Source organism: Clostridioides sp. LIBA-7678 (genome assembly GCF_056716065.1).
Genome location: NZ_CP196987.1, coordinates 1592796 through 1616995 on the forward strand (window position 1 = coordinate 1592796; position 24200 = coordinate 1616995).

Genomic DNA, 24200 nt, shown 5'->3' on the forward strand with positions numbered 1-24200 from the left:
TGTAGATATAATCATTTGTTGAGATATAAAATTTAATTTAAGGGAGTGTCAGTAATTGTGTTTGATTATGGTAAAAGAACTTATATAATGGGAATATTAAATGTAACTCCAGATAGTTTTTCAGATGGAGGAGATTTTAATAACTTAGACATAGCAATAAAACACGCAAAAGATATGGTTGACCAAGGCGCTGATATAATAGACTTAGGAGGAGAATCTACACGTCCAGGTCATAGTTATGTAGACTCAGATGAAGAACTAAGAAGAGTAATCCCTGTAATAAAAAAACTTAAACAAGAATTAGATATACCAATATCAATAGATACTTATAAGGCAGATGTTGCAGAAGAAGCACTAAAATTAGGTGTTACTATGGTAAATGATGTTTGGGGTCTTAGAAAAGATAAAAATATGGCCTCTGTAATAGGTAAATATGATGCAGAAGTATGTATAATGCACAATCAAGATGGGACAAAATATGAAAAAGATATAATGGAGTCAATAAAGGACTTTTTTGAAGAAAGCATAGAAATGGCAATTAGCTGTGGAGTAAAAAAAGAAAAAATAGTACTTGACCCAGGAATAGGATTTGGTAAGGATTTTGAACAGAATATAGAAGTATTAAGAAGGTTAGGCGAATTGAAAGACTTAAGCTATCCTATTTTACTTGGCACATCTAGAAAATCGGTAATAGGTAAGGTCCTTCCAGTTGAACCAAAAAAAAGATTGGAAGGTACAATAGCTACTACTGTACTAGGTATAAGAGATGGTGTAGATATAGTTAGAGTACACGATGTTTATGAAAACTTAATGGCAGCTAGAATGACTGATGCAATATATAGAAAGTAGGTATAATATAATGGATAAAATATTACTTAGTAATCTAGGATTCTATGGATATCATGGTGTGCTTAAAGAAGAAAATTTTCTAGGTCAGAAATTTTTTATCGACATGGAGCTTTATGTTGATTCAAGAGAGGCTGGACTTAGTGATGATATAAATAAATCTGTAAACTATGCTGAGGTTTACAGTGTTGTTAAGGATATTACTGAAAATAAACAATTTAATCTTTTGGAGGCTTTAGCAGAAAATATTGCAGAAGAGGTCTTAAATAAATTTGTGCTTATAAATGGAGTCATGGTTAGGGTTAGAAAACCAGAAGCTCCTGTGAATGGAATTTATGACTATTTTGGTGTTGAGATAAGGAGAACAAGAGATGAATAAGGCTTATTTGGGAATAGGTACTAATATGGGGGATAGATTTAATAATTTATCAGAGGCATGTGAGCTTTTAAGAAATAGTGAATCTATCTATAATGTAAAAGAATCAGGATTATATGAAACAAAACCATGGGGATATACAGAACAAGCAGATTTTCTAAATATGTGTGTAGAAATAGAAACAGAGTTTGAACCATATGAGTTGTTAGAATATTGTCAAAAAATAGAGAGAGAACTACACAGAGAGAGAATAGTACGCTGGGGTCCAAGAACTATAGATGTAGATATACTATTTTTTAATGATGTAGTCTCTACTGACGAAAAACTATTAATACCTCATCCAAGGATTCAAGACAGAGCTTTCGTTTTGATACCACTTATGGATTTAAATGAAGAACTTCTAATAAATGAAAAATCAATAAAAGAACATTTAAACCTCCTATCTGCTGAAGAAAGAGAAGAAGTAAAGGAGCTTGTAGGTTATGAAAGAAAACCTATTTAATGGTAATTCAAAAATAGAGATAAATACAAATAATAAAGAGATAGTTGTAAAAAAAGACAAACTTATAATAGCTGGACCATGTGCAATAGAGAGTTATGAGCAACTTTTAATGACTGCTAAATTTGTAAAAAGTCATGGTGCAAATATTTTAAGAGGTGGAGCATATAAGCCAAGAACATCACCAAACTCATTTCAAGGATTAAAAAAAGAAGGTCTTGAAATATTAAAAGCAGTCAAAAAAGAGGTTGGCATAGCTGTTATTACAGAACTTATGGATGTAAGAGATATGGACGACCTGTATAGTATAAGTGATATAATTCAAATTGGCTCAAGAAATATGCAAAACTTTACACTTTTAAGTGAAGTAGGAAGACAAAACAAACCTGTTATGTTAAAAAGAGGAATAGCATCGACAATTACTGAATGGATAGGTGCTGCAGAATATATAGCAATAGAAGGAAATAGCAATATTATAATGTGTGAGAGAGGTATAAGAACATATAATGATTATACTAGAAATACATTAGATTTAGCTGCTGTACCTATTATCCAAAAAGAAACAGGTCTTCCTGTTGTGGTAGACCCAAGTCATGCTACTGGAATTAGATACTTGATAAAACCTATGTCAATGGCATCACTTGCATGTGGAGCTGATGGAATAATGGTAGAAGTGCACCCTGACCCAGAAAATGCTCTATCAGATGGTGCCCAATCTCTTTGTTTTGATGAGTTTGAAGATTTAATGGAATCAATTAAGAATTATTAAAAGAGGCAAAAGCCTCTTTTTTATTCGTAATGGTTATTGATACAAATTTATAGGTTATATATAATTTAATAGTTAGACCATTTGATATAAATAAAGACTTAATATTGATATAATTAATATAAAAAATAAAAATTTTTTGATTAATAAGAAGGATATCAATAAAAAAAGTCGAATTCTGTATATTGAGTGATTGACAAATTTAGAATATAGTGTAGAATAGAAATGTTAACACAAAAAATTACACCAGAAGGTGATAATATGAATGATATAAAAGACATTATTGAAGAAATAAAGGCTAGATGCGATATAGCAAGTATAATATCTGAATATATGAATATAAAACAATCTGGAGCTAATTATAAAGGATTATGTCCATTTCATGGTGAAAAGACACCATCTTTTTATATAAACACATCAAAACAAATTTATAAATGTTTTGGATGTGGAGAAGGTGGAGATGTAATAAATTTCGTCATGAAAATGGAAAATTTGGATTTTATGGATGCTGTAAAAATTTTAGCAAATAAATGTGGTATAGAAATTAACACTAACATGAATGAAGAGACTAGAATTAAAATAGAAAAATCTAAAAAATTCCAAGATATTCACACAGAAGCTGCTAGATTTTATCTTTCAAACTTGTTGGGAAGTAAAAATCTTGGGTATGAATATCTAAGAATAAGAGGACTAGATGATAAAATTATTAAGAAATTTGGTTTAGGATTTTCTTTAGATTCATGGAATTCACTTATGAATACTTTAATCAGTAAAGGATATAAAAAACAAGATTTATTGGAGTGCGGTCTAATTGCAAAAAACAGAGATGGAACTAATTGCTATGATAAATTTAGAAATAGAGTTATGTTTCCTATATTCGATTATAGAGGAAATATAATAGGATTTGGGGGAAGAGTATTAGATGATTCTTTGCCAAAATACTTAAATTCTCCAGACACAATAATTTTTAATAAAAAACAGAACTTATATGGATTAAACTTTGCTAGAAAAAATTTAGAGAGTAAAACTATAGTCTTAGTTGAAGGATATATGGATTTAATTTCGCTTTATCAGTATGGCATAAGAAATGTAGTAGCAACCCTTGGAACAGCCTTGACTGAACAACAAGGCATTTTAATAAAGAGATATGCGGACACTGCTATTATATCTTATGATTCTGATGAACCAGGAATAAAAGCAACTTTAAGAGCTATGGATATACTTACTAAATTAGGTATTAATGTAAAAGTATTGGATTTAAAAGATGCTAAAGACCCAGATGAATTTGTAAGAAAATATGGACTTAATGATTATAAAAAAGCTATGGATGTTTCTACTCACTACATAAAATATAAAATAGATCATCTTAAAAAAGAATTTAATATTCAAAAAGATGAAGAACGAGTGAAGTTCGCAAAAGAAGCTTCTAAGATTATAAAACAATTGACAAGTCCTGTTGAAATTGATTTTTATACAAAGTATTTAAGCAATCAAATAGATATTAATGTCGAGTCTATAAAGAGAGAAGTATATGGTAAAAATTATAATAAGCCATATAGCAACAAAAATCAAAAGAAAGCAGAAGAAAAGATAATTGAAAAAGTCGAAGTCAGACAAGATGGAAAACAATTAGTTGAAGAGACTCTAATAAAAATAATGTTAGAAGATAAAAAAATTAGAGAAATAGCGTTACTAAAAGTAGAAGAAAGTGATTTTTTATTGAAAGAAAGTAAAGAAATTTTAAATTACATGATTAAAAATCAAGAATTGGACAAAATAACTATTGACAAATTGAAAAGTTTAAACATATCCGAAGAATACTTAAAAGAATTAAATTCAATTTCTCTGAATAGTATAAACTTAGAGAACACAAAAGAAATAGAAGGAATAGTAACAAATATCAGAAAAAATTCATTAGAAGAACAAATTAACAGCTTGTTGAGAGAGCAACAAGAATTAGAAAATAATAATGATATGAAAGAGGTAGATGGTAGAGTTATGGAAATTGCTTTAAAAATAGTTGATATAAATAAAATTTTAAAGAGCTTGTAGAGAAAGGAGGTTTGAGTGTGGAAAATAAATCGAATAAAAAAGAGTTAAAAAAAGTTACTGCTAAGACATTAATAGAAAAAGGAAAAAAGCAAGGTTCATTAACACTTGCAGAGATAATGGAAGCTTTTTCAGAGACTGAACTTGATAAGGACCAAGTAGAAAATCTTTATGAGACTTTAGGAAATCTGGGAATAGAAATAACAGAAACAAAAAATTATAAAGCTGATATAGATTTTTCGACTACTGATGATGATTTAAGTATTAGCAACCTGGATGAAGATACAGAAGCGATTTCACATGAAGACTCTTCTGCAATAGAAATAGAAACTGTGGATTTATCTTTACCAAAAGGGATAAGTATAGATGACCCTGTTAGAATGTACCTAAAAGAAATAGGAAAAATTCCTCTACTTAAACCACATGAAGAAGTTGAATTTGCTAGGAGAATGCACGAAGGTGATGAGATAGCGAAACAAAGGTTAGTTGAGGCAAACTTAAGATTGGTTGTAAGTATAGCAAAAAGATATGTAGGAAGAGGTATGCTTTTTTTAGATTTAATACAAGAGGGAAATTTAGGTCTTATAAAAGCAGTCGAAAAATTTGACTATACAAAAGGATATAAGTTTAGTACTTATGCAACATGGTGGATAAGACAAGCCATAACACGTGCCATTGCAGACCAAGCTAGAACTATAAGAATACCAGTTCATATGGTAGAGACTATAAATAAGCTAATAAGAGTATCAAGACAACTACTTCAAGAACTTGGAAGAGATCCAAAACCAGAAGAAATTGCAAAAGAAATGGAAATGACAGAAGATAAAGTAAGAGAAATAATGAAAATAGCTCAAGACCCTGTGTCTTTAGAAACACCAATAGGAGAAGAAGAAGATAGTCATTTAGGAGACTTTATTCCAGATGATGATGCTCCAGCCCCAGCAGAGGCAGCAGCATATTCTTTACTAAAAGAACAAATAGAAGATGTACTTGGCTCATTAAATGATAGAGAGCAAAAAGTATTAAAACTTAGATTTGGCCTTGAAGATGGTAGAGCTAGGACTCTTGAAGAAGTTGGAAAAGAGTTTGATGTAACTAGAGAAAGAATAAGACAGATAGAAGCAAAAGCACTAAGAAAATTAAGACATCCAAGTAGATCAAAAAAACTTAGAGATTATTTAGATTAAAAAGATACATCATTAATGTTTTTGTTATAAAGGCCATGGGATAAGTGATATCTCATGGCTATTTTGTAGTAGAGATTTAATTTTATTTTTTATAATAACCTTAATTTAATGATTATAATTTAATATAAAGACTATAAATGAAGGCAATTGAAAGGAGATATATATTTGAAATTAACAGATAGATTATTAAAAATAGCATCATTGGTATCAGATGGTAAAAAAATAGCTGACATAGGAACTGACCATGGATATATACCAGTATATTTGTTAAAAGAGGGAAGAGTACCATTTGCAGTATTGGCAGATGTTAATAAAGGGCCTCTTGACAATGCACATAAAGAGGTCATACAGAACAATCTTTTAGATAAGGTTGATTTACGACTGGGTTCTGGTATAGAGGTTCTTGAAGTAGGAGAAATAGAAGAAATAATAATTGCTGGTATGGGTGGAATTTTGATAAGTGAACTTCTTGAAGCTAAAAAACAAGTGGCGCATAATGTAGAAAAATTGATACTACAACCTATGCAAGCACAAGAAGAACTCAGACGTTATCTTTTAAATAATGGTTATGAAATCTCAGAAGAAGTTTTGGTGAGAGAAGATTTTAGGATATATGAAATAATAGTTGCCAAATACACAGGTAAAAATACTATAATAGAAGATGAGATATATTTTGAAACTGGAATAAAACTTTTAGAAAATAAGGACTCTCTTTTTAATGAATTTATAGAAAAAAAGATAAAGACATATCGTGCTATAGTTAATAACCTAGAAGGAAAGAATGGGGAAGCAATAGACAAGAAGAGAGAAGATAGTAAGACTGCAATAAAAAAACTTGAAAATTTAATAAAATAAATTGGAGGCATATATGTTATTAAAGAGTCTAACTAGAAAAATTGAAAAAAAGTATCCTCTAAACTTAGCTGAGGATTGGGACAATGTAGGTCTTATAGTTGGAGATTTTGATATGGATGTAAAAAAAGTATTAGTATCTTTGGAAGCTAATGAAAATGTTATTGATGAAGCCATCTCAAAAAACATAGATTTAATTGTGACACATCATCCTTTTATATTTGGGAAAATTAATAAGATTAATAGTGCAGATTTAAAAGGTAGGCTTATACAAAAACTTATTAAAAATGATATAGCACTTTATTCTATGCATACCAACTTTGACATAGCATTTGATGGTCTAAATGACTATTTTATGGAGATTATGGAATTTGGTAACTCAAAGGTTTTAGATGTGACTGAAAGCGAGACTTTATATAAACTTGCAGTATATGTACCATGTAATTATTCAGATGAATTGAAAAGAGTTTTAAGTAATTCAGGAGCAGGTCATATAGGAAATTATAGTGATTGTGCATTTTCAATAGAAGGTGAAGGACAGTTTAAGCCATTAGAAGGCTCCAATCCGTTTCTTGGAAGCATAAATGATATAGAAGCTGTAAATGAGGTTAAAATTGAAACTGTAGTGCCACAGAAGCTTTTAGGAGGGGTGATAAGTTCTATGTTGGATGCACATCCTTATGAAGAAGTAGCATATGATTTGTACAAGTTAGAAAATAAGGGGAAGACATTTGGTCTAGGTAGAGTTAGTAGACTTGATGAAAGTATGACATTAGAAGACCTTTCAAATAAAATAAAAGAAAAATTAAATATGAAACATATCAGGGTAGTTGGAAACCTTAATACAAATATAACCAAAGTAGCAGTTGTAACAGGAGCTGGTTCTGAGTTTGTAAAAAAAGCTAAGAGACAAGGTGCAGAAGTATTAATAACTGGAGATGTAAAGTATCATGAAGCACAAGATGCACTTGATATTGGAATGTGTATAGTAGATTGTGGTCATTTTGATACAGAAGATATATTCAAAGATGTCATGAAGAGATTTTTGAGAGACTTTAATGAAATTGAAGTAATAAAAAGTGATGTATATTTGAATCCATTTAGTATTATTTAGTAGTATTTAATTATAAAAAATACTATATAAAAAATAAATTTGAATTTACTTAGGGGGATAAAGATGAAAGCAGCAGTAATTTTTCATAGTGTTTGTGGGAGTACATATTTATTAGCAAGAACATATAAAGAAGTGCTTGAAGAAATGGATATAGAAGTAGATATGTTTAAAGTAAGTGACGAAGTTGCAAAAACACTTCTTCAATATTATTTAATAAATTCTAAAGAATATAAAGATGAGTTTGAAAGTGTAAATATAATTAAATCTGGAAAAGAATTGCTAGACTATGATGCTATATTTATGGGTTCGCCAACATATTATGGAAATGTATCTGGACCAATGAAGATGTTTATGGATAGTTTTTCTGATATTTGGGTAGGTGCTCCTTTGAGTGGGAAAATATTTGGTTGTTTTGCCACAGCAGGTTCACAACATGGAGGAGGAGAGCTATCTTTGCAAGCAATGAATATATTTGCTCAACATATGGGAATGACTCTTTTATCAGTTCCATGTACAGTAAGAGGAGGACATCCAGCATATGGAATACTACATATAGCAGGTGATAACTCTGATATAAGACCAAATGATGATGTTAAGCTGGGGATAAGAGATTATCTAAAAAGAATTAGTCTATAAGAATGTCAAAAGAAAGTGCCTAAAAGTGGCTATATAGCTACTTTTAGGTATTTTAATATGTTATTATAAACGTGAAGCTTTGCCAGAAATATGGTCGATTTCTATTTTAACTACAGTTGTTAAATTTATGTCTTTCTCTATGTATTTCATTCCCTCTTCAAAAAATCCTTTAGAATATTTTTTTATGATTTCTACAAGAGCATTTTTCTTTTCTTCATCTTCTACAGTTGAAGCTTTTCCAAACACTATAGCACTAGAATATGTAGTACTAAATTTGTCTGGAATAACATTTTCATTAGCAACTACTAAAAAAGAAACTTTGTTGTTTTTTGATATATTATCTAATTTATGACCATTTCTTGCACAATGGAAGTAAATAGAATCATTAAGATACACATAGTTTACAGCTACTCCATAAGGATAGCCATTTTCAGATATAGTGGAAAAAGTACCAAATTCACCATTCTTTAACACTTCTACAGTATCTTCTTTTGTCATTTCTCTCTTTTTTAATCTCATTTCTCTAAACATATTATCATCCTTTCTAATTTTGATTATTAAATTAAATTTTAAAACATTTACAAAGATTATGCTATGCTTTTTACAAATTTAAAATAAAATAAAAATTAGAGTTGACAATTATAAAAATTTAGAATATTATAATAGCAACAGCAAATTAAAAATCCTATGACAAGGAAGAGTAATTATGTTTAGCTTCAAGATAGAGAGCTGAGGATGGTGGAATCTTAGCAAGAAGGAATATAGTGAATGGACCTTAGAGGAATGAATTGAAATCATATTATTATGAGAGTAGACTTTATCGTCAGTCGCACGTTACAGCGAATAAGGTATGTAAGTACCTGATAATGAGATGTATAAGAAATAAGTTTATGTTTATTTTTTATATAATTTAGGTGGCAACGCGGATAATCTCCGTCCTATTAATTTAGGACGGAGTTTTTTATTTTACAAAAATTTCAAAATAAAAATATATAAATGAGATAAAAGGTGGTGAAAAAGATGTTATGAACTCTCAAAGCTAATGAAAATGATTTAGAAAATTGGCAAAGAAATAAAATAAATATTAATAAAATTAGGGGGAATTATTACAATGAAATCAAATACAAAAAAATTAACTTTAAATGCTATACTCTTAGCTATGGGATTATTAATACATCAACTTACACCTGCTATAGGACTTCCAATGCAACCAGATATATCTCTAGCAATGATGTTTATAATAATGATATTGAACAAAGATGATTATAAAATTTGTTTAGTGGCAGGAATTGTGACAGGAATATTTGCAGCATTAACAACTAAATTTCCAGGAGGTCAAGTTCCAAATATACTTGATAAAACTGTTACAATAAATATAATGTTCATGATAATGTATATAATTTATAAATTACCATTTATGAAAAACTTAAGTAATAAAAAGCAAGACTTAATAGTAGCTACAATAATCTTTCCAATAGGAACTATTGTGAGTGGAACTGCATTTTTATTGTTTGCTCAAGTAATAGTAGGTCTTCCTGGAGGTTCATTTATAGCATTGTTTATGGTTGCAGTAGTACCAGCAATACTAATAAATCTGATAGCTGGTTTACTGTTATTTAAGGTAGTAAGCATGTCTATAAGAAGGGTAAGTTATCAAGGTTAAATATTATTGCTTACAATGATATTATAAAAAAATAGTATTTTAAAGAATAAAATAATAAAGAGGTATTAAGTTATAATACTTAAGACCTCTTTAAAGTTAAATTTTAACTATGCTAAAGAAATATTCTATACATGGTAAGGAGATAGTAAAGAATGTATCTTTAAAGTCTCAACCAAACAGCAAAATTTATCCAACAAACATACAATTAAGGCCTCTTTGTATCTAGGAGGCGTAATTGTAAGTGGCCACATATGTTTTAAAATTATGTCTGTTTCCATTTCATTTATTTGAAAAAATAAATTCGCATTTTTTAGTGCTTCTTTAGGATGAGTAAATCCGTGTAATCCTTTTCTATCCCCTTTGTAATGCCAGTCATAAAGGAAAAAGTCGTGTAATAAAGCTCCTCTAATAACACTTTGAATATCAACATTTAGATGCAATTTTTTACATAATAGATAACTATAATATGCTACTGACAAACTATGTTCAAGACATGAAACATCGCCGTGATGAGGAAATGTTCTCATAAGTTGTACTTGTTCTGAAGAAAGTATTTCAGAAGCACATTCATTAAAGTATTTGATTTCAGCTTTTGACAACATTATGCAAATCTCCATTCCTAGTAAAATATAAATACTATATTTCAATGATAATATGAAATATTTCTTATCCTACAAAATATAATACCCAATAATACAAGTAAGATACCTTTTATGGTATTTAAAGTAAAAGAGATTTTATTAGGCTAAACAATGAAAAAATTAAAAGTAAAGCTATAGCAATATATATTATTTTTCCTATAGGATTCCCAAAATTTACAGTATAACCAATACCAAATCTCTTATCAACCATTAATGATGGGTCGTTTGGATTATTGTATATGATGCCCGCTATCCAATGTTTTTCATCATCTTCTGGAGAATAAGAAGAGTTAGACTTTAAATTTGGAGACTTAATATATGTTAACACTAAATAAATTATAACCACAAATGTTGCTATGGTCATAGCAGTTGATAAATTTGTTTTTATTGATAAAAAAGCAATGAAAAATTGTATTGTCATTAAAATCATCAATATCAAAAATAAATAACCAATTTTGTTTAGATATTTAATGTTTTCAGTTCTGCTTTCTTCAATTCTATTTGAATCTATCTTAATTCTTGACTTTATAGAACCAATAGAAGTTATATATAATAAAACGATTAAACAGAATGCAGTGCCTATTGATTTAAACACATTAAAATATGATTTTTCCATAAAAGAATTAGGTGTCCCATTTATATTCCAATTTATAACAATTAAGTTTGGCAGTTGATTATAATTAGATGCTATAAAAATACTCATTCCAAAAGCAAGTAGTATTGGTATTAAATATAATATTTTAAACCTTTTTATTATTTTATCTTTTTTATTTAAGAAATCCATATCTACTATTAATTTTGAATCCATATCTATATGACCTTCTATAGAATAAATTTCTGATTTAAACTTTTTAGCCTTTTTATGAGTATGAATATACAATAAACTTTCATATAATAAAAATCCAGTTATACTAATAAAATAGGAAAATTCTAATTTATCAGATGTAAGAACTAGAATAAAAACTAATATAAAGTCTATAATAAAACCTAAAGATAAAAGTTTTTTGAATTTCTTATCTAGCATTATAAAGTTAGTATAGTTTTTGTGTTCTTGGTCTATAGAAACTCCATAAATATGTTTATTACCTACTAAATATGGCATAAAATAAAATGTAGCATACATCAAAATTAAAATTGGGAATATTGTAAATAGACATTCAATCTTACTCATAGTATTTCACCTCATATTTGTCAAATAAAGTTGAACTTAGCGATAAAAATTCTTCTTTGCTGATACCTGATAAATAAGATTTTGCTACTAGAAGTTCTAAGTCAAGCTTATTTTTTTGACGAGTGGAATTGTCTATTTTCATTGGTAGCTTAGCAACAATAGCACCTTTTCTTCTATCAATATTTAAGAAGCCCTCTTCTTTTAGCTCATTATAAGATTTATTCACTGTATGTAAATTTACACCAATGTTTTCGGCCATACTTCTCACAGATGGAAGTGATTCGTTTATTTTCAATTCTCCTGAAGCTATAGCTTTAGTTATTTCTTCTTTAATTTGTACATAAATAGATTTATCACTATTAAAATCTAGATTTAGAACCATAAAAAACCTCCATTATGCTTTATAAATGAAAAAGACTGTTATACATATAGTATAACATAAAAAATAATATCGAACACAAAATATAAATTTATATTTGTAAAAATTGTAATTTAAAAATAACCTAATTTTTATCAAAATAATACAGATACTATCTATAGATATAAATAAAAATTAGAAAGGAGAAAAAAATATGTTAACATATTTAATGAAAAGACAAATGCATAAAAAAGATGATGGAATGAGTAAACCAATGATGTTCACAGGAGCAGTTCTTACAGGTGTGGGTGCATATGCTGTATATAAGATGGTAAAAAATCGTAAATCTAATTCTCAAATGGTTGATACAAATTATTATAGAAATAGTGACTATGATGACTATATGTATGACGAATTTGATTATGACTGTGATTGTAGAGACAAAAAACAGGATTATGAATATGAAGAATTAAAAAAAAAAGTAAAAGAATTTAATTCAAGAAGAATAAACTGTGAAAATTGTCCACATGTATCTCAGGAAGAAATGATGCAATATGTAAATAGTGTTAAAGATATAAAGAATGATATTGATGTACATGAAGACGATAAAAAAGACAATATTTACAAAGAAGAAGAATATAAGAAGTATGATGAAGAATAAATTATATTCTAAATAGTTAAATAGTTATATTAGATTATTTAACCTAAAGTTTCTAAAATGTAAGTTGTAACTTAACTTGAAGAAATTAGTATTATTCTTATGAGAGTTAAGTAATAACTTACATTTTTGTTTTTGTAAGCTTTAATAACCCTTTGTGACTATTTTGTAATTTTAGATATATTTTAGTATATAAGGTATTTGTGTATAATAAAAACTGTATAGGTAAATAATTTAAAATCAAAATGAAAAGAAAGGAAATAGTTATGTTAAAGTTATTAATAGTTGAGGATGATAGTACTATATCTTTTGGAATAAAGTATGCTTTAGAGCAAGAAGGATTTAGTGTAGATATAGCAAAGGACTTATTAAGTGGAAAAGAAATGATTTCTTCTAATGAATACAGCATGATACTTTTGGATGTGACATTACCAGATGGAACTGGTTATGAATTGTGTCAATATACAAGAGAATTCTCTCAAATTCCAATAATATTTTTGACTGCTTGTGATGAAGAAGTAAATATTGTAATGGGTCTTGATATGGGTGGAGATGATTATATAACAAAGCCTTTTAGAATTAGAGAACTAATATCTAGAATAAAAGCTGTTTTAAGAAGAAAAGGAAATACTTCAGAAGAAGCTAAAAAAATGCTTAAATTTGGGGAGTTAAATATATATATGTTAGAAGCTAGAGTATATAAAAATGAAAAAGAAATATTTCTGACATCAGTTGAATATAAACTTCTTCTAATTCTTATACAGAATAAAAATACAGTTTTAAGTAGAACTCAAATATTGGAAAAACTTTGGGATGTAACATATGATTTTGTAAATGATAATACTCTAACTGTTTATATAAAAAGACTTAGAGAAAAAATAGGTGATGACTTATGTGAGCCAATATACATAGAAACTGTAAGAGGCCTTGGTTATAAATGGATAGGAAGTGAAAATAATGTTTCTATATAATCCAGAAGTGAAGAGGTTTTTCAGTAAGTATATTGTTTTGATGTTTGTTGCTATTACTATATCTATTGGGTTTAGTATAATCAATATGAATATAACTAAAGGTATGATTGTAAAAAATAATCAAGCTATAATAGGAACACTGTCTAGTAAATATCCAAATTTAGAAAGAGAGATAGTAGATATAATAACTCAAGGAAAGTCTATAAGAAATATAGACTATGGAGAGAAAATATTAAGTAAGTATAATTATGATAAATCTATTAAAATAAACACTGAGCCTATAATTTCTAAATTAGTTTTAGATACGATAAAAATAAATATAATCTTGGTATGTATAATATTTATTTTAATATTTATATTGGTTGTTAGCTATTTTAAAGTAATGTACAATGATTTATCAGATATGACTAAGTATGTTTACTATAGTTCAGAAGGAAAACCATTTGATATGAAAAATAAAAATCAAGAAGGTCAGGTAGGTCTTTTAAAAACTGAACTATTGAAGATGACGACAATTCTTAATGAAAAGGTTGAACTTTTAAAATCAGAAAAAATATTTTTAAATAATACAATCTCTGATATATCACATCAATTAAAAACTCCTATGACTTCTTTAATAATGTTGAATGACTTGTTATATAATGATATACCATGCGAAGTAAAAATTGATTTTTTGGATAAGATAAAGAATCAACTAAATAGAATGGACTGGTTGATTAAAAGTATGCTTAAACTATCAAAAGTAGAAGCAAAAGTGATAAAGTTTAAAAAAGATAAGATAAAATTTAGTGAACTTATACATAGAGCAATACAACCAATGAAAATACCTATGGAAATTAAAAATCAAAAATTAACTATAGAAGGAAATGATAATGTATCTTATATTGGTGATATTGATTGGTCTGTGGAAGCATTAGTGAATATAATTAAAAATTGTATAGAGCATACTCCTGAATTTGGAAATATAAGTATGATATATAAAGAAAATCCATTATTTTCTGAACTAATAATAAAAGATGATGGTGAGGGAATAGATAAAAAAGATATACCACATATATTTAAACGATTTTATAGAGGAAAGAGTAGTTCAAAAGAAGATAGTGTAGGTATAGGTCTTGCAATGTCAAAATCCATAATAGAAAGCCAAAATGGAGATATCTATGTAAATAGTGAAAAAGGAAAAGGAACAGAATTCCATATAATATTTCATAAAATGTATGCTGATAATAGTGACTAATCTGTAATATTTAATTCACTTTATAGTAATAGCTAAAGTCTAATATATGAAGTATAGAATATAAATATTGGAGGTAGCCATGGAAATTTTAAGAGTAGAAAATCTAACTAAAAGTTATGGTAAAAATGAAACAAAAGTTGATGCTATAAAAAATGTAAACTTATCAATTGAAAAAGGTGAGTTTATAGCAATAACAGGTCCAAGTGGAAGTGGTAAAAGTACATTATTGCATTTGCTAGGAGGTGTTGATAGACCTACTAGTGGTAAGGTTTATATAAATGATGTGGATATCTATAATTTGAAAATTAAAGATTTAGCAATATTTAGAAGAAGAAATATAGGTCTTATATATCAATTTTATAACTTAATTCCAGTCTTAACTGTAAAGGAAAACATATTGCTTCCAGCAGAACTTGACAATAGAGATATTGACAAAGAATATTTAAATGATTTGATGAAAACATTAGGTCTAAACGATAGAGAAAAACATCTTCCAAACCAGTTATCAGGGGGTCAACAACAAAGGACTTCTATAGGACGTGCTTTGATTAATAGACCTTCTATAGTGTTGGCAGATGAACCAACAGGTAATTTAGATAGTAAAAATTCAAAAGAAATACTAGGATTATTAAAACTGTCAGTAAAGAAATACAATCAGACTCTAATAATGATAACTCATGATAAAGACATAGCACTTCAGGCTGATAGAATTATAGGTATAGAAGATGGAATTATAAAAAGTGATGAGGTGATGTAGATGAATTTATATACATCACTAACTATTAGATATTTAAAACAAAATAAAAGAAGAACTATTGTAACTATAATTGGGATAATACTTTCAACAGCTTTAATCTGTGGTATAGGAAATATATTTGAAAGTTTCATGGATTATCAAGTAAGAGAAACTATAAAAAATGATGGAAGTTTTCATGTTACATTCCATGATGTAAACAAAAAGAATATGAAATATGTAACAAAATCAGCTGAAATAGAAAAACATGCATTTACTAAGCAAATTGGATATTCTAAATTGGAAAATAGTGAGAATGGTATATTAAGTATAAAACAGTATGATAAAAATGCCATGGAGGGATATCAAATTTCTATAAAAGAAGGTAGATTGCCATCTAAAGAAGGAGAAATTGTTCTAAGTGAAAATGTTATTAATCTTATGGATGATAAATTAAAAATAGGAGACGAAATAACCTTAAAAGTAGGAGACATGTTTGATTCAAATAAGAAAAAGATTGATAACATGGTATTTCATGAAGGTGATTATATAGCAAATGAAAAGGATAGTACTTTTAAACTGGTGGGTATAATTAAAAAGCCCGGATTTGAGCTTTATGATGAGATTACAACTGCTATAACTTACTTTAATCCTATGATTGATTATAAAGGAGCAATGAACATCTCAGTAACAGTAAAAAATCCTAAAGATGTGTATAAAATAAGTAAAAAAACAAGCAAAAACATATATCTAAATAAAGATGAAGAATCAATTTCTGATATGGTAAAATACAATGAACATTTATTGAGATTACAAGGCGCCAGTAAATATGAGAATATAAATAGTTCTGTAAAATCTATAATTGCATTAGTAACTATATTAGTAATTATATGCACGATTGCTACAGTTTATAATTCTTTTAGTATTTCTATAACTGAACGAAAAAAACAGTTTGGCATATTAAATTCTATAGGTGCTACATCTAGCCAAATTAAAAGGTTAGTCTTTATAGAAGGTATTATAATTAGTTTAATTGGAATACCAATAGGACTAATATCTGGAACAATAGCTATAGACTTATTATTTAAAACTATAAATAAGTATTTTACAGAATCGATTGTTACACAGATGAGTTTACAAATAGTATATAACCCAATAATAATTATTGTTAGTATAATAATAGTTTTATTTACAATATTTATATCAATTCTATTACCTGCAATAGCAGCTTCTAATGTTTCTCCACTTGATATAATTAAGAACAGTGGAGAGTATAAAGTGAGAAAAGTTAAAGATTCAAAGCTTATTAAAATTATTTTTAAGACTGAAGGAGTACTTGCATATAAAAATATGAAAAGAAATAGAAAAAAATTCATAGTGACTCTTTTTTCTTTAATGATAAGTATAATAATATTTATATCTTTTAGTGGATTTACATTGCTTTTGTTAAGAGGTGAGGAAATTAGAAGTTCTCAAAGAAACTATGATTTGTATCTAACTGCAAAGGGTACAGCTAGACCTATTGATGATGTCATAAGTAAACTACAGGATATTCCTGAAATAAAGAACTTTGAATTCGCAACAGGTCAATCTATGTCTATAAAAGTAAGTGAAAATAAAATAAATAAATCCAAGGAGGATTTAATTAAGGAGTATTATCAACAACATAAGAGTGGAGATAGTTATGAATACGACTTTAGCAATAATGAATTAAATTTTCCAGGAGAGTTTGCAATAAAAAATAAAACAAATAATTTAGTAAAAGGCTCTTTTGATAAGGAAAAAGCAATTAAAGAAAATGGTGTGATACTAGTTAGAAAAAGCTACTTTGAATCTAGAGGTAAGAAAGGTATAGTGGAGTTAACTAATTACAAAGTTGGAGATACACTAAATTGTGAATATCTTGATGACAATGGTTCAAGTAAAAAAATGAAGATTAAAATTCTTGCGATAACTGATGAAGAACGTTTAGGAATGGGATATCAAAATATGGGCTTGCAATTTATAACTTATGATGAAGTTGCTAAAAATTTAGGTCTAAAATTAAATAAAAGTCTTATATTTATCGATTTAGGAGGAGATGTTCAGACTAAGAAGAAAATAGAATCTTTAGCTGATAAAAATAATTTTAACTTCCATGATGAAAGTGCAGGAGGAGAAGAAGAAAAACAAAATCTAAAAGTTGTCAAAATATTTGTATACGGTTTTATAGTAGTGATATCTCTAGTTAGTGTTACAAATATACTAAATACAGTAAGTACAAGTATAAATCTAAGAAAAAGAGAGCTTGCTATAATACAATCTATAGGAGTTACCCCTAATGGATTTAGAAAAATGATATATTTAGAAAGTTTTATTTATGGTATACTGTCTTTAATATTTGGGATACCAATTGGTATTGGAATGACTCTAGTTATGAATAAACTTATTTCAGGTGTAATTGAGTTTTCCCCTGTCATACCATGGGCAGCAATAGCTATATGTATAGTAAGTGTCTTTATAATAACCTTTATAGCAGCTTATATACCAATGAGTAAATTGAACAAAGAAAATATAATAGATAATATAAGAAGAGAAAGTATCTAAGTATAAAAGTAATTTTTAAATATATAAAATATTATTAAAATCGTTTAATTGGTATAAACTATTATTATACAAATTAAACGATTTTTTATTTATATAAGAAATCTAATAAATAAATTACTAGAGGTATTTAACTATTTAGAAAGAATTGGTATTATATAAGGTAAGGGGTTAGATAAAGTATTTATAAATAAGTATAAATATTTGATTTTATTGGAAAACAAAAGAAAAAGAAGGTGATTACTATTTCTCATATAACTGCGAAGAACATGTATAAAAGTTTAGAGGAAAGAATAAACAAGTTTCCACAAGGTGCTCCACCATCAGATACATTATACAAAATACTAAATGTATTATATACAGAACAAGAAGCAAAATTAGTAGCTCAGCTTCCAATAAAGCCTTTTAGAGTAAAAACAGCAGCTAAAATCTGGAGTGTAAGTGAAAGTGAAGCATATAGAGTATTAGATAAACTTGCAAGTAAGGCTCTGATACTAGATATAGAAGATAATAAAGGGAAAAAATATATAATGCCTCCTCCAATGGCTGGCTTTTTTGAGTTTGCTATGATGAGAACAAGACATGATATAGACCAAAAACTTTTAGCAGAACTTTACTATCAATATATGAATGTAGAGGAAGATTTTATTAAAGACTTATTTTATTCAACAGAAACAAAGCTTGGAAGAGTTTATGTTCAAGAGGAAGTTTTGACTAATGATAATGAAGTTAGTATTTTAGATTACGAAAGAGCTACTCATATAATCGATGAATCGACTCATATAGGTGTAAGTATGTGCTACTGTAGACATAGAATGCAACATGTTGGAAAAGCTTGTGATGCTCCTATGGATATATGTATGACATTTGACAATGTAGCAAATTCTTTAATAAATAATAAGTTTGCAAGACGTGTAGATAAAGTAGAATGTAAAGAGTTACTTCATCAAGCATATGAGCATAACTTAGTTCAATGTGGAGAAAATGTTAGAAAAGGAGTTACATTTATATGTAATTGCTGTGGCTGTTGTTGTGAGGCATTAGTAGCAGCTAAAAGATTTGGAAATCTTCATCCAGTACAGACAACTAGTTTTATACCAAATATAAACCATGAAAGTTGTGTAAAATGTGGAAAGTGTATAACTGCATGTCCTATAGATGCAATAAGCAAGGTCAAGGAAAATGATAAAGAATATATAAAAATTGATGAGGATAGATGTCTAGGTTGTGGAGTTTGTGTTAGAAATTGCCATAAAAATAGTATTATGTTGTTAAAGAGAAATGAAAAGATAATAACTCCAGCAAACTCAGTACATAGAGCAGTTCTAATGGCAATTGAAAAAGGACAATTACAAAATCTAATTTTTGATAATAATGCCTTAGCTAGTCATAGAGCTATGGGAGCTATACTATCAGCCATCTTAAAACTTGAACCAGCTAAAAAGATTTTAGCTAGTAAGCAATTAAAGTCAGTGTATTTAGATAAACTATTGAGTATGAATGATAAATAGATAGAAAAGGGCTATATTTAAGTAATATTACTTAAATATAGCCCTTTTTAACATGTTAAGCTATTTCTTTGATTTGTTTAAATGAATTCTCATTTCCATTTCCACCAATTTGTGTTACAGATTTAAATCTCATAGTTTTAAATAGTTCTTTTTGATTATAATCTAATAAATTTCCTACTAATATTACAGGAGACTTAGTTTTTCCAGCTAAAACTCCAACAGATAATCCATCTATTAAATCATCTTGTTTATTGATTCCGTTTTTTGCAACATATAAGTTGTCTATCTTAGAATCTTTATAAAATTCTTTTATTACTTTTGCATTAGTTTCATTTCTAGTGCTACCTGATATTCTTTGTGGATTTTGAAGTTTACTTTCTATATTTTTAGAAACTGTGTATTCTCCACCAATTACATAAGACTTCTCAATTTTTTTGCTTTTAAACAAGTTGTTTATTTCATCTATATTACTGTTTTCATTAGTAAGTATTATAGGCATATCATTTTGAGCTGATACAGCTCCAATGCTTACTGCATCGGCTAATCCTTTTTCACCATTAACTACTGAAATCTTTGATATGTTACTAATATTATTCAATTCTTTAGCAATGTTCATAGAAGTTTGATATCTATCATTTCCTGAAATTCTAGATACAGAAATATTATTTGATTTTATAGTATCTAATGATTTTTCATTTACAGAAGCTTCTCCACCAACTACGTACACATTTTTTACTTTTAATCTTTTCAATTCAGTCAAAGTTTTTTCATTTATTTGAGAGCTTCCAGTTAATAATATAGGAGCATTTTTCTTATATGCAAGTGGTGTTGCAGCTAAAGCATCTGCAATTGCTGAGTCATTTATTAAGACTGCATTTTCAGCATTTTCCCAACCTGCTTGACTTATTTTAATAGAAGTTTCATATCTATCAGTTCCTGTAAGTGTACTTGCATTTACTTCATCTTGGTACGCAACTTCAAATTTAGCATTTGGACTTCCTGAGAAAACAATTATGCCTCCTTTTGGCAATCTAACTCTATTATTTTTTGTAACTAAAGAATAGTTTACAGGAACTCCTTTATCATCATAAACAGCAAAAGACGAATTTTGAGGAAGATTAACTTCTATTTTTTTATTTGCTATATCGTCACCAATTTTATACCATTTTGCATAACCATTAGATGCTAACTCACATGTAAAAGATTTTTCTGATGGTAAATTAGTTATAGAATCTTCACTAACATATGTCTGTGTGGCAAAAGTTAAATACTCTGTACCATTTTCTTTATGAAGTTTAATATCAGCTAAGTCACGTCCCATCACACCAGGTATTTCTATAAAAGCATTTGAGTTATTTTCATCTGCTATTTTAGTATTAGCTATATAACCAGGAGTTCCATCAGAAAGACCAAGAACTGCTTTTACAGAACCAAACATATAGTGTTGAGAAGTATATTTTTCATCTACTATATAGTAACCTTTATCATTTCTTTTTTTCCATGCTTCTTTGACGCTATCTGATATATCATTATTATCTACTCTTTGAGCTACATAATACAAACTTGCTGTTTGACCTAATCCAGGGACATCATCATAAGAGCTCATATTTAAATATGTAATATTATTTTTTTCTTTTACAAATTTTAAGCAACTATTACCCTTTTCAGATACAAATCTATCTTGACCTATGTATACATACTTATCTTCAGGCCCATTTTCTAGATAAGGAGAAGACACTGTTAAAGTACCATTATCATTAACATCAACTTTTATCATATTTGAAGAAGCGTAAAGACCACTGTTTTCTTTTAAATAACTTGGCATTTTAACTTGTTGTGGTTTACTGAATGTTTTATCAGGTTTTATTTCTTTAATTTTACCTTTTTCTTTTAATGCAGACAGCAACATTTCTTGTCCAATTATTTCATTAAGTTGACTACTTCCACCAGAAGAAACAACTGCAACTGCCATATTTTCATCTGGAAGCACTATAATATTACTGTGGAATAGTAAAGAGTCTCCACCTTTTGTAAGAGCCTTTAAGTTATATTGATTAAATGGATAAGTGTTTACACAATCCCAACCTAAGCCATATCCAAGTATAGAATCTTCTCCCTCAGGCCATAGACCGTTTAAATATTCTTTGTTTTCCATAGCTTTTATTGAAGAAGGTGAAAGAATACCATTTGAATTTTTCATAAATGTTTGTGCAAATGTACATAGATTTTCTGCACTTGAATATAAACCACCAGCACCTATAGTATTAAAATTATCTTGTGGTACAGCATCTTCAAAATAAGGTACATAGGCTTTTGCAAGTCTTGCGCTATCAAAACTATCTTCTGGAGTTTTTGTATTTTGTAAATTAAGAGGACTGCTTATGTACTTGTCAATAAAATTAGTAAATGGCATGCCAGATACTTTTTCCACTAAAATTTCAGCTAAAGTAAATCCATCATTACAATAGACAGAAAAAGCTCCTGGTTTAGCCTTTAATCTTTGTTTCTTTAATTCTTCTAGGAAACTATCGTGACCATAAGAATCATTGTCTCCCAATAAAAGAGCATTTTTTAAAGAACTTCCCATTAATCCTGATGAGTGGTTTAATAACATTCTTGGAGTGATTTCCTTGTATCTCTCATCAGCCATTTTAAACTCAGGTATATAATTTACAACAGGAGTATCTAATTTTACTTTTCCCTCTTCTACTAACTTCATAACAGCAGTAGTAGTAAATATTTTACTGATAGATGCAATATTATACATATTATCCTTAGTTAAATTTTTATTATCTTGTCTACTGTAGACTCCACCATTACCAGAAATCTCAATTTTACCATTATCAATCAAAGCATATTGAGCATTTTCAATTCCATACTTAGATAATAAAGTTTTAATTTTCTCTTTAGCAAGAGCTTTAGTTTTTGGATAAGATTCTGAGTTTTTGCTATAATCATTTAGCTTTATGTCAGAACTTTGATATTTCTCCGAGTTATCTTTTACATTACTATCAGCAAAAGTAATATTTGGAGTAGCAGTAAATAACATACTCAATACTAATGTACTAGATAATAATTTAGAGAGCCTTTGCTTAAACATATTACACTACCTCTTTTCCCTTTTAATAATTTATAATTAGCATAACATTCTTAATTATTTAAATCAACAGATTATTATTAATAAAAATTTTTTAATAAGTATACCTTTTTGTATAGCTGATAAAAATAAAAAAGAATATTTGTTGCTGTATGAAGAATAAAGGGTATAAGTAACATATACAAATAAAATGGAGGAATCTTAGACATATGTACAAGAATATAAATAAGAAACAACTTAAAGAAATGATGAAAAATGAAAATGATATTTTATTACTAGATGTAAGAACTAAAGATGAATTTAGAGAATGTAAAATAGAAGATGCTATAAATATATCTTTACAGGAGCTAATCAATAATATAGATGAAATTTATGAGTATAAAGATAAGAAAGTAGTGGTTTATTGTAAAAGTGGTCATAGAAGTGTTACTGCATGCAATTTATTAGCTGAGGAAGGATTTGAACATCTGTATAATTTAAACTCAGGAATAATTGATTATCTTAATTAAATTATGTAAGTTATATTGAATACTGAATATATCCCTGTTTATTAAGCAGGGATATATTCAGATGTTCATAAGATAACCTAGGAACGAACGAATTTTTTCTGATTTTTCATTATTGGAAATATCTTTACGCAATAATATACCTTGTTGACCATATACACAAAAGTATGTTGTTGTGTCAATATCAGGGACATTAATTTCTCCTCGTGAGTTAGCTAATTCAAGTTGTTTTTTTACTATGGGAATAAGTTTTTCACAAATTTTTAAAGATAATTGGTCATGAATTTTTTTACTCTTTTCTCCATGGCATACTTTATAGTAAAGGTTATCATCAGTTTCTATATCAATAAATGTAGGAACTTCTTCAATAATTTGTTTTAATGTTTTATCTGCATTGTCTATAATAGTAGACATTTTGTCCACTAAAGTCTGTGCATAGTAGTCTATAGCACTGTCAAATAGGTTTTCTTTTGATGGAAAATAACGATAACATAATCCTTGTGCGACATTCATATGTTTTGCAATATCAGTTATAGAAGTTTTCTCATATCCATTTTCATAAAACAATTTTATTGCAGTATCTAAAATTTCTTGTTTACGTTCACTTGGTTCTTTAGTAATACGTGCCATATAGTATCCTCCTTATAATTTCAAGTACATAATAACATAAGGAATTTTTAAAGTCAATGAATGAATATCAGTCATTTAAATTACATAATAAATTTTAATTTTGAAGTTAAAAAAGG

Annotated in this window: 23 protein-coding genes and 1 other annotated feature; of the genes, 17 read left to right on the forward strand and 6 right to left on the reverse strand. The window is 27.9% G+C overall.

The window, feature by feature from the left end; all coding sequences use genetic code 11:
- Positions 1-57: 57 nt before the first annotated feature.
- The 9 genes from folP to ACTG46_RS07870 all read left to right on the forward strand — a co-directional run bounded on the left by folP (position 58) and on the right by ACTG46_RS07870 (position 8325).
- A complete protein-coding gene (gene folP, locus ACTG46_RS07830) occupies positions 58-849 on the forward strand; it encodes a dihydropteroate synthase (RefSeq protein WP_161803429.1) in 792 nt (263 codons plus the stop codon).
- A gap of 10 nt (positions 850-859) precedes the next feature.
- Positions 860-1225: a dihydroneopterin aldolase gene (gene folB, locus ACTG46_RS07835; protein WP_054269969.1), complete on the forward strand. Its 366-nt coding sequence runs from the start codon at positions 860-862 to the stop codon at positions 1223-1225.
- Entirely contained in the window at positions 1218-1724 is a 507-nt protein-coding gene (gene folK, locus ACTG46_RS07840) for a 2-amino-4-hydroxy-6-hydroxymethyldihydropteridine diphosphokinase (protein ID WP_054269933.1), read from the forward strand. The genes folB and folK overlap by 8 nt, the downstream gene beginning before the upstream one ends.
- Positions 1705-2490 carry a 3-deoxy-7-phosphoheptulonate synthase gene (gene aroF, locus ACTG46_RS07845; protein ID WP_054269934.1) on the forward strand — a complete coding sequence of 262 codons (786 nt, stop codon included), beginning with the start codon at positions 1705-1707 and terminating at the stop codon, positions 2488-2490. Before folK ends, aroF begins: the two co-directional genes overlap by 20 nt.
- A 258-nt stretch (positions 2491-2748) precedes the next feature.
- On the forward strand, positions 2749-4539 hold the full coding sequence (gene dnaG / locus ACTG46_RS07850; RefSeq protein WP_223152498.1) for a DNA primase: 1791 nt from the start codon (positions 2749-2751) through the stop codon (positions 4537-4539).
- Positions 4540-4556: 17 nt separating this feature from the next.
- Complete coding sequence (rpoD, locus tag ACTG46_RS07855) at positions 4557-5723, forward strand: RNA polymerase sigma factor RpoD (RefSeq protein WP_054269936.1); 1167 nt, start codon at positions 4557-4559, stop codon at positions 5721-5723.
- A gap of 165 nt (positions 5724-5888) precedes the next feature.
- Positions 5889-6578, forward strand: coding sequence for a class I SAM-dependent methyltransferase (locus ACTG46_RS07860; RefSeq protein WP_243193114.1), 690 nt, complete (start codon positions 5889-5891; stop codon positions 6576-6578).
- Positions 6579-6591: 13 nt separating this feature from the next.
- A complete protein-coding gene (locus ACTG46_RS07865) occupies positions 6592-7689 on the forward strand; it encodes a Nif3-like dinuclear metal center hexameric protein (protein ID WP_479923902.1) in 1098 nt (365 codons plus the stop codon).
- 63 nt (positions 7690-7752) lie between these two features.
- Positions 7753-8325, forward strand: coding sequence for a flavodoxin family protein (locus tag ACTG46_RS07870; protein WP_054269939.1), 573 nt, complete (start codon positions 7753-7755; stop codon positions 8323-8325).
- Positions 8326-8388: 63 nt separating this feature from the next.
- On the opposite strand, the gene ACTG46_RS07875 is transcribed toward ACTG46_RS07870, so the two are convergent.
- Positions 8389-8856, reverse strand: a complete 468-nt coding sequence (locus ACTG46_RS07875; RefSeq protein WP_065388376.1) for a pyridoxamine 5'-phosphate oxidase family protein — start codon at positions 8854-8856, stop codon at positions 8389-8391.
- A gap of 147 nt (positions 8857-9003) precedes the next feature.
- Positions 9004-9269: a binding site (T-box leader), on the forward strand.
- 167 nt (positions 9270-9436) lie between these two features.
- On the opposite strand from ACTG46_RS07875, the gene ACTG46_RS07880 reads away from it, so the two are divergent.
- Entirely contained in the window at positions 9437-9988 is a 552-nt protein-coding gene (locus ACTG46_RS07880; protein WP_054269941.1) for a tryptophan transporter, read from the forward strand.
- 125 nt (positions 9989-10113) lie between these two features.
- Here the strand turns inward: ACTG46_RS07880 and ACTG46_RS07885 are convergent, their stop codons facing one another.
- The 3 genes from ACTG46_RS07885 to ACTG46_RS07895 all read right to left on the reverse strand — a co-directional run bounded on the left by ACTG46_RS07885 (position 10114) and on the right by ACTG46_RS07895 (position 12182).
- Entirely contained in the window at positions 10114-10590 is a 477-nt protein-coding gene (locus ACTG46_RS07885) for an HD domain-containing protein (RefSeq protein ID WP_054269942.1), read from the reverse strand.
- 118 nt (positions 10591-10708) lie between these two features.
- A complete protein-coding gene (locus ACTG46_RS07890) occupies positions 10709-11800 on the reverse strand; it encodes a DUF5808 domain-containing protein (protein WP_223152497.1) in 1092 nt (363 codons plus the stop codon).
- On the reverse strand, positions 11793-12182 hold the full coding sequence (locus ACTG46_RS07895; protein ID WP_054269944.1) for a GntR family transcriptional regulator: 390 nt from the start codon (positions 12180-12182) through the stop codon (positions 11793-11795). The genes ACTG46_RS07890 and ACTG46_RS07895 overlap by 8 nt, the downstream gene beginning before the upstream one ends.
- 190 nt (positions 12183-12372) lie before the next feature.
- On the opposite strand from ACTG46_RS07895, the gene ACTG46_RS07900 reads away from it, so the two are divergent.
- From ACTG46_RS07900 to ACTG46_RS07925, 6 genes are all read left to right on the forward strand, one after another.
- Positions 12373-12819, forward strand: coding sequence for a hypothetical protein (locus ACTG46_RS07900; RefSeq protein WP_054269945.1), 447 nt, complete (start codon positions 12373-12375; stop codon positions 12817-12819).
- Positions 12820-13082: 263 nt separating this feature from the next.
- Positions 13083-13787 carry a response regulator transcription factor gene (locus tag ACTG46_RS07905; protein WP_479923903.1) on the forward strand — a complete coding sequence of 235 codons (705 nt, stop codon included), beginning with the start codon at positions 13083-13085 and terminating at the stop codon, positions 13785-13787.
- Positions 13774-15024, forward strand: coding sequence for a sensor histidine kinase (locus tag ACTG46_RS07910; RefSeq protein ID WP_479923904.1), 1251 nt, complete (start codon positions 13774-13776; stop codon positions 15022-15024). Before ACTG46_RS07905 ends, ACTG46_RS07910 begins: the two co-directional genes overlap by 14 nt.
- Before the next feature lie 79 nt (positions 15025-15103).
- The gene (locus ACTG46_RS07915; RefSeq protein ID WP_054269948.1) at positions 15104-15781 is read left to right on the forward strand and encodes an ABC transporter ATP-binding protein; all 678 of its coding nucleotides are present in this window, start codon (positions 15104-15106) and stop codon (positions 15779-15781) included.
- Positions 15782-18343 carry an ABC transporter permease gene (locus tag ACTG46_RS07920; protein WP_479923905.1) on the forward strand — a complete coding sequence of 854 codons (2562 nt, stop codon included), beginning with the start codon at positions 15782-15784 and terminating at the stop codon, positions 18341-18343.
- A 233-nt stretch (positions 18344-18576) separates the two neighbouring features.
- The gene (locus tag ACTG46_RS07925; RefSeq protein WP_223152494.1) at positions 18577-19851 is read left to right on the forward strand and encodes a 4Fe-4S dicluster-binding protein; all 1275 of its coding nucleotides are present in this window, start codon (positions 18577-18579) and stop codon (positions 19849-19851) included.
- Between the two features lie 55 nt (positions 19852-19906).
- Here the strand turns inward: ACTG46_RS07925 and ACTG46_RS07930 are convergent, their stop codons facing one another.
- A complete protein-coding gene (locus tag ACTG46_RS07930; RefSeq protein ID WP_479923906.1) occupies positions 19907-22951 on the reverse strand; it encodes a serine hydrolase in 3045 nt (1014 codons plus the stop codon).
- A 206-nt stretch (positions 22952-23157) separates the two neighbouring features.
- Here ACTG46_RS07930 and ACTG46_RS07935 point away from each other — a divergent pair, with 206 nt between their 5' ends.
- Complete coding sequence (locus ACTG46_RS07935) at positions 23158-23457, forward strand: rhodanese-like domain-containing protein (RefSeq protein WP_407814108.1); 300 nt, start codon at positions 23158-23160, stop codon at positions 23455-23457.
- 57 nt (positions 23458-23514) lie between these two features.
- On the opposite strand, the gene ACTG46_RS07940 is transcribed toward ACTG46_RS07935, so the two are convergent.
- Positions 23515-24084 carry a TetR/AcrR family transcriptional regulator gene (locus ACTG46_RS07940; protein WP_407814109.1) on the reverse strand — a complete coding sequence of 190 codons (570 nt, stop codon included), beginning with the start codon at positions 24082-24084 and terminating at the stop codon, positions 23515-23517.
- Positions 24085-24200 lie beyond the last annotated feature (116 nt).

What these genes read in the sequence shown, in the direction of transcription:
- folB (WP_054269969.1), top strand. Translation starts at nt 860, where the DNA reads ATGGATAAAATATTACTTAGTAATCTAGGATTCTATGGATATCATGGT.
- folK (WP_054269933.1), top strand. Translation starts at nt 1,218, where the DNA reads ATGAATAAGGCTTATTTGGGAATAGGTACTAATATGGGGGATAGATTT.
- aroF (WP_054269934.1), top strand. Translation starts at nt 1,705, where the DNA reads ATGAAAGAAAACCTATTTAATGGTAATTCAAAAATAGAGATAAATACA.
- dnaG (WP_223152498.1), top strand. Translation starts at nt 2,749, where the DNA reads ATGAATGATATAAAAGACATTATTGAAGAAATAAAGGCTAGATGCGAT.
- ACTG46_RS07865 (WP_479923902.1), top strand. Translation starts at nt 6,592, where the DNA reads ATGTTATTAAAGAGTCTAACTAGAAAAATTGAAAAAAAGTATCCTCTA.
- ACTG46_RS07870 (WP_054269939.1), top strand. Translation starts at nt 7,753, where the DNA reads ATGAAAGCAGCAGTAATTTTTCATAGTGTTTGTGGGAGTACATATTTA.
- ACTG46_RS07875 (WP_065388376.1), bottom strand. Translation starts at nt 8,856, where the DNA reads ATGTTTAGAGAAATGAGATTAAAAAAGAGAGAAATGACAAAAGAAGAT.
- ACTG46_RS07880 (WP_054269941.1), top strand. Translation starts at nt 9,437, where the DNA reads ATGAAATCAAATACAAAAAAATTAACTTTAAATGCTATACTCTTAGCT.
- ACTG46_RS07885 (WP_054269942.1), bottom strand. Translation starts at nt 10,590, where the DNA reads ATGTTGTCAAAAGCTGAAATCAAATACTTTAATGAATGTGCTTCTGAA.
- ACTG46_RS07890 (WP_223152497.1), bottom strand. Translation starts at nt 11,800, where the DNA reads ATGAGTAAGATTGAATGTCTATTTACAATATTCCCAATTTTAATTTTG.
- ACTG46_RS07895 (WP_054269944.1), bottom strand. Translation starts at nt 12,182, where the DNA reads ATGGTTCTAAATCTAGATTTTAATAGTGATAAATCTATTTATGTACAA.
- ACTG46_RS07900 (WP_054269945.1), top strand. Translation starts at nt 12,373, where the DNA reads ATGTTAACATATTTAATGAAAAGACAAATGCATAAAAAAGATGATGGA.
- ACTG46_RS07905 (WP_479923903.1), top strand. Translation starts at nt 13,083, where the DNA reads ATGTTAAAGTTATTAATAGTTGAGGATGATAGTACTATATCTTTTGGA.
- ACTG46_RS07910 (WP_479923904.1), top strand. Translation starts at nt 13,774, where the DNA reads ATGTTTCTATATAATCCAGAAGTGAAGAGGTTTTTCAGTAAGTATATT.
- ACTG46_RS07915 (WP_054269948.1), top strand. Translation starts at nt 15,104, where the DNA reads ATGGAAATTTTAAGAGTAGAAAATCTAACTAAAAGTTATGGTAAAAAT.
- ACTG46_RS07920 (WP_479923905.1), top strand. Translation starts at nt 15,782, where the DNA reads ATGAATTTATATACATCACTAACTATTAGATATTTAAAACAAAATAAA.
- ACTG46_RS07930 (WP_479923906.1), bottom strand. Translation starts at nt 22,951, where the DNA reads ATGTTTAAGCAAAGGCTCTCTAAATTATTATCTAGTACATTAGTATTG.
- ACTG46_RS07935 (WP_407814108.1), top strand. Translation starts at nt 23,158, where the DNA reads ATGTACAAGAATATAAATAAGAAACAACTTAAAGAAATGATGAAAAAT.
- ACTG46_RS07940 (WP_407814109.1), bottom strand. Translation starts at nt 24,084, where the DNA reads ATGGCACGTATTACTAAAGAACCAAGTGAACGTAAACAAGAAATTTTA.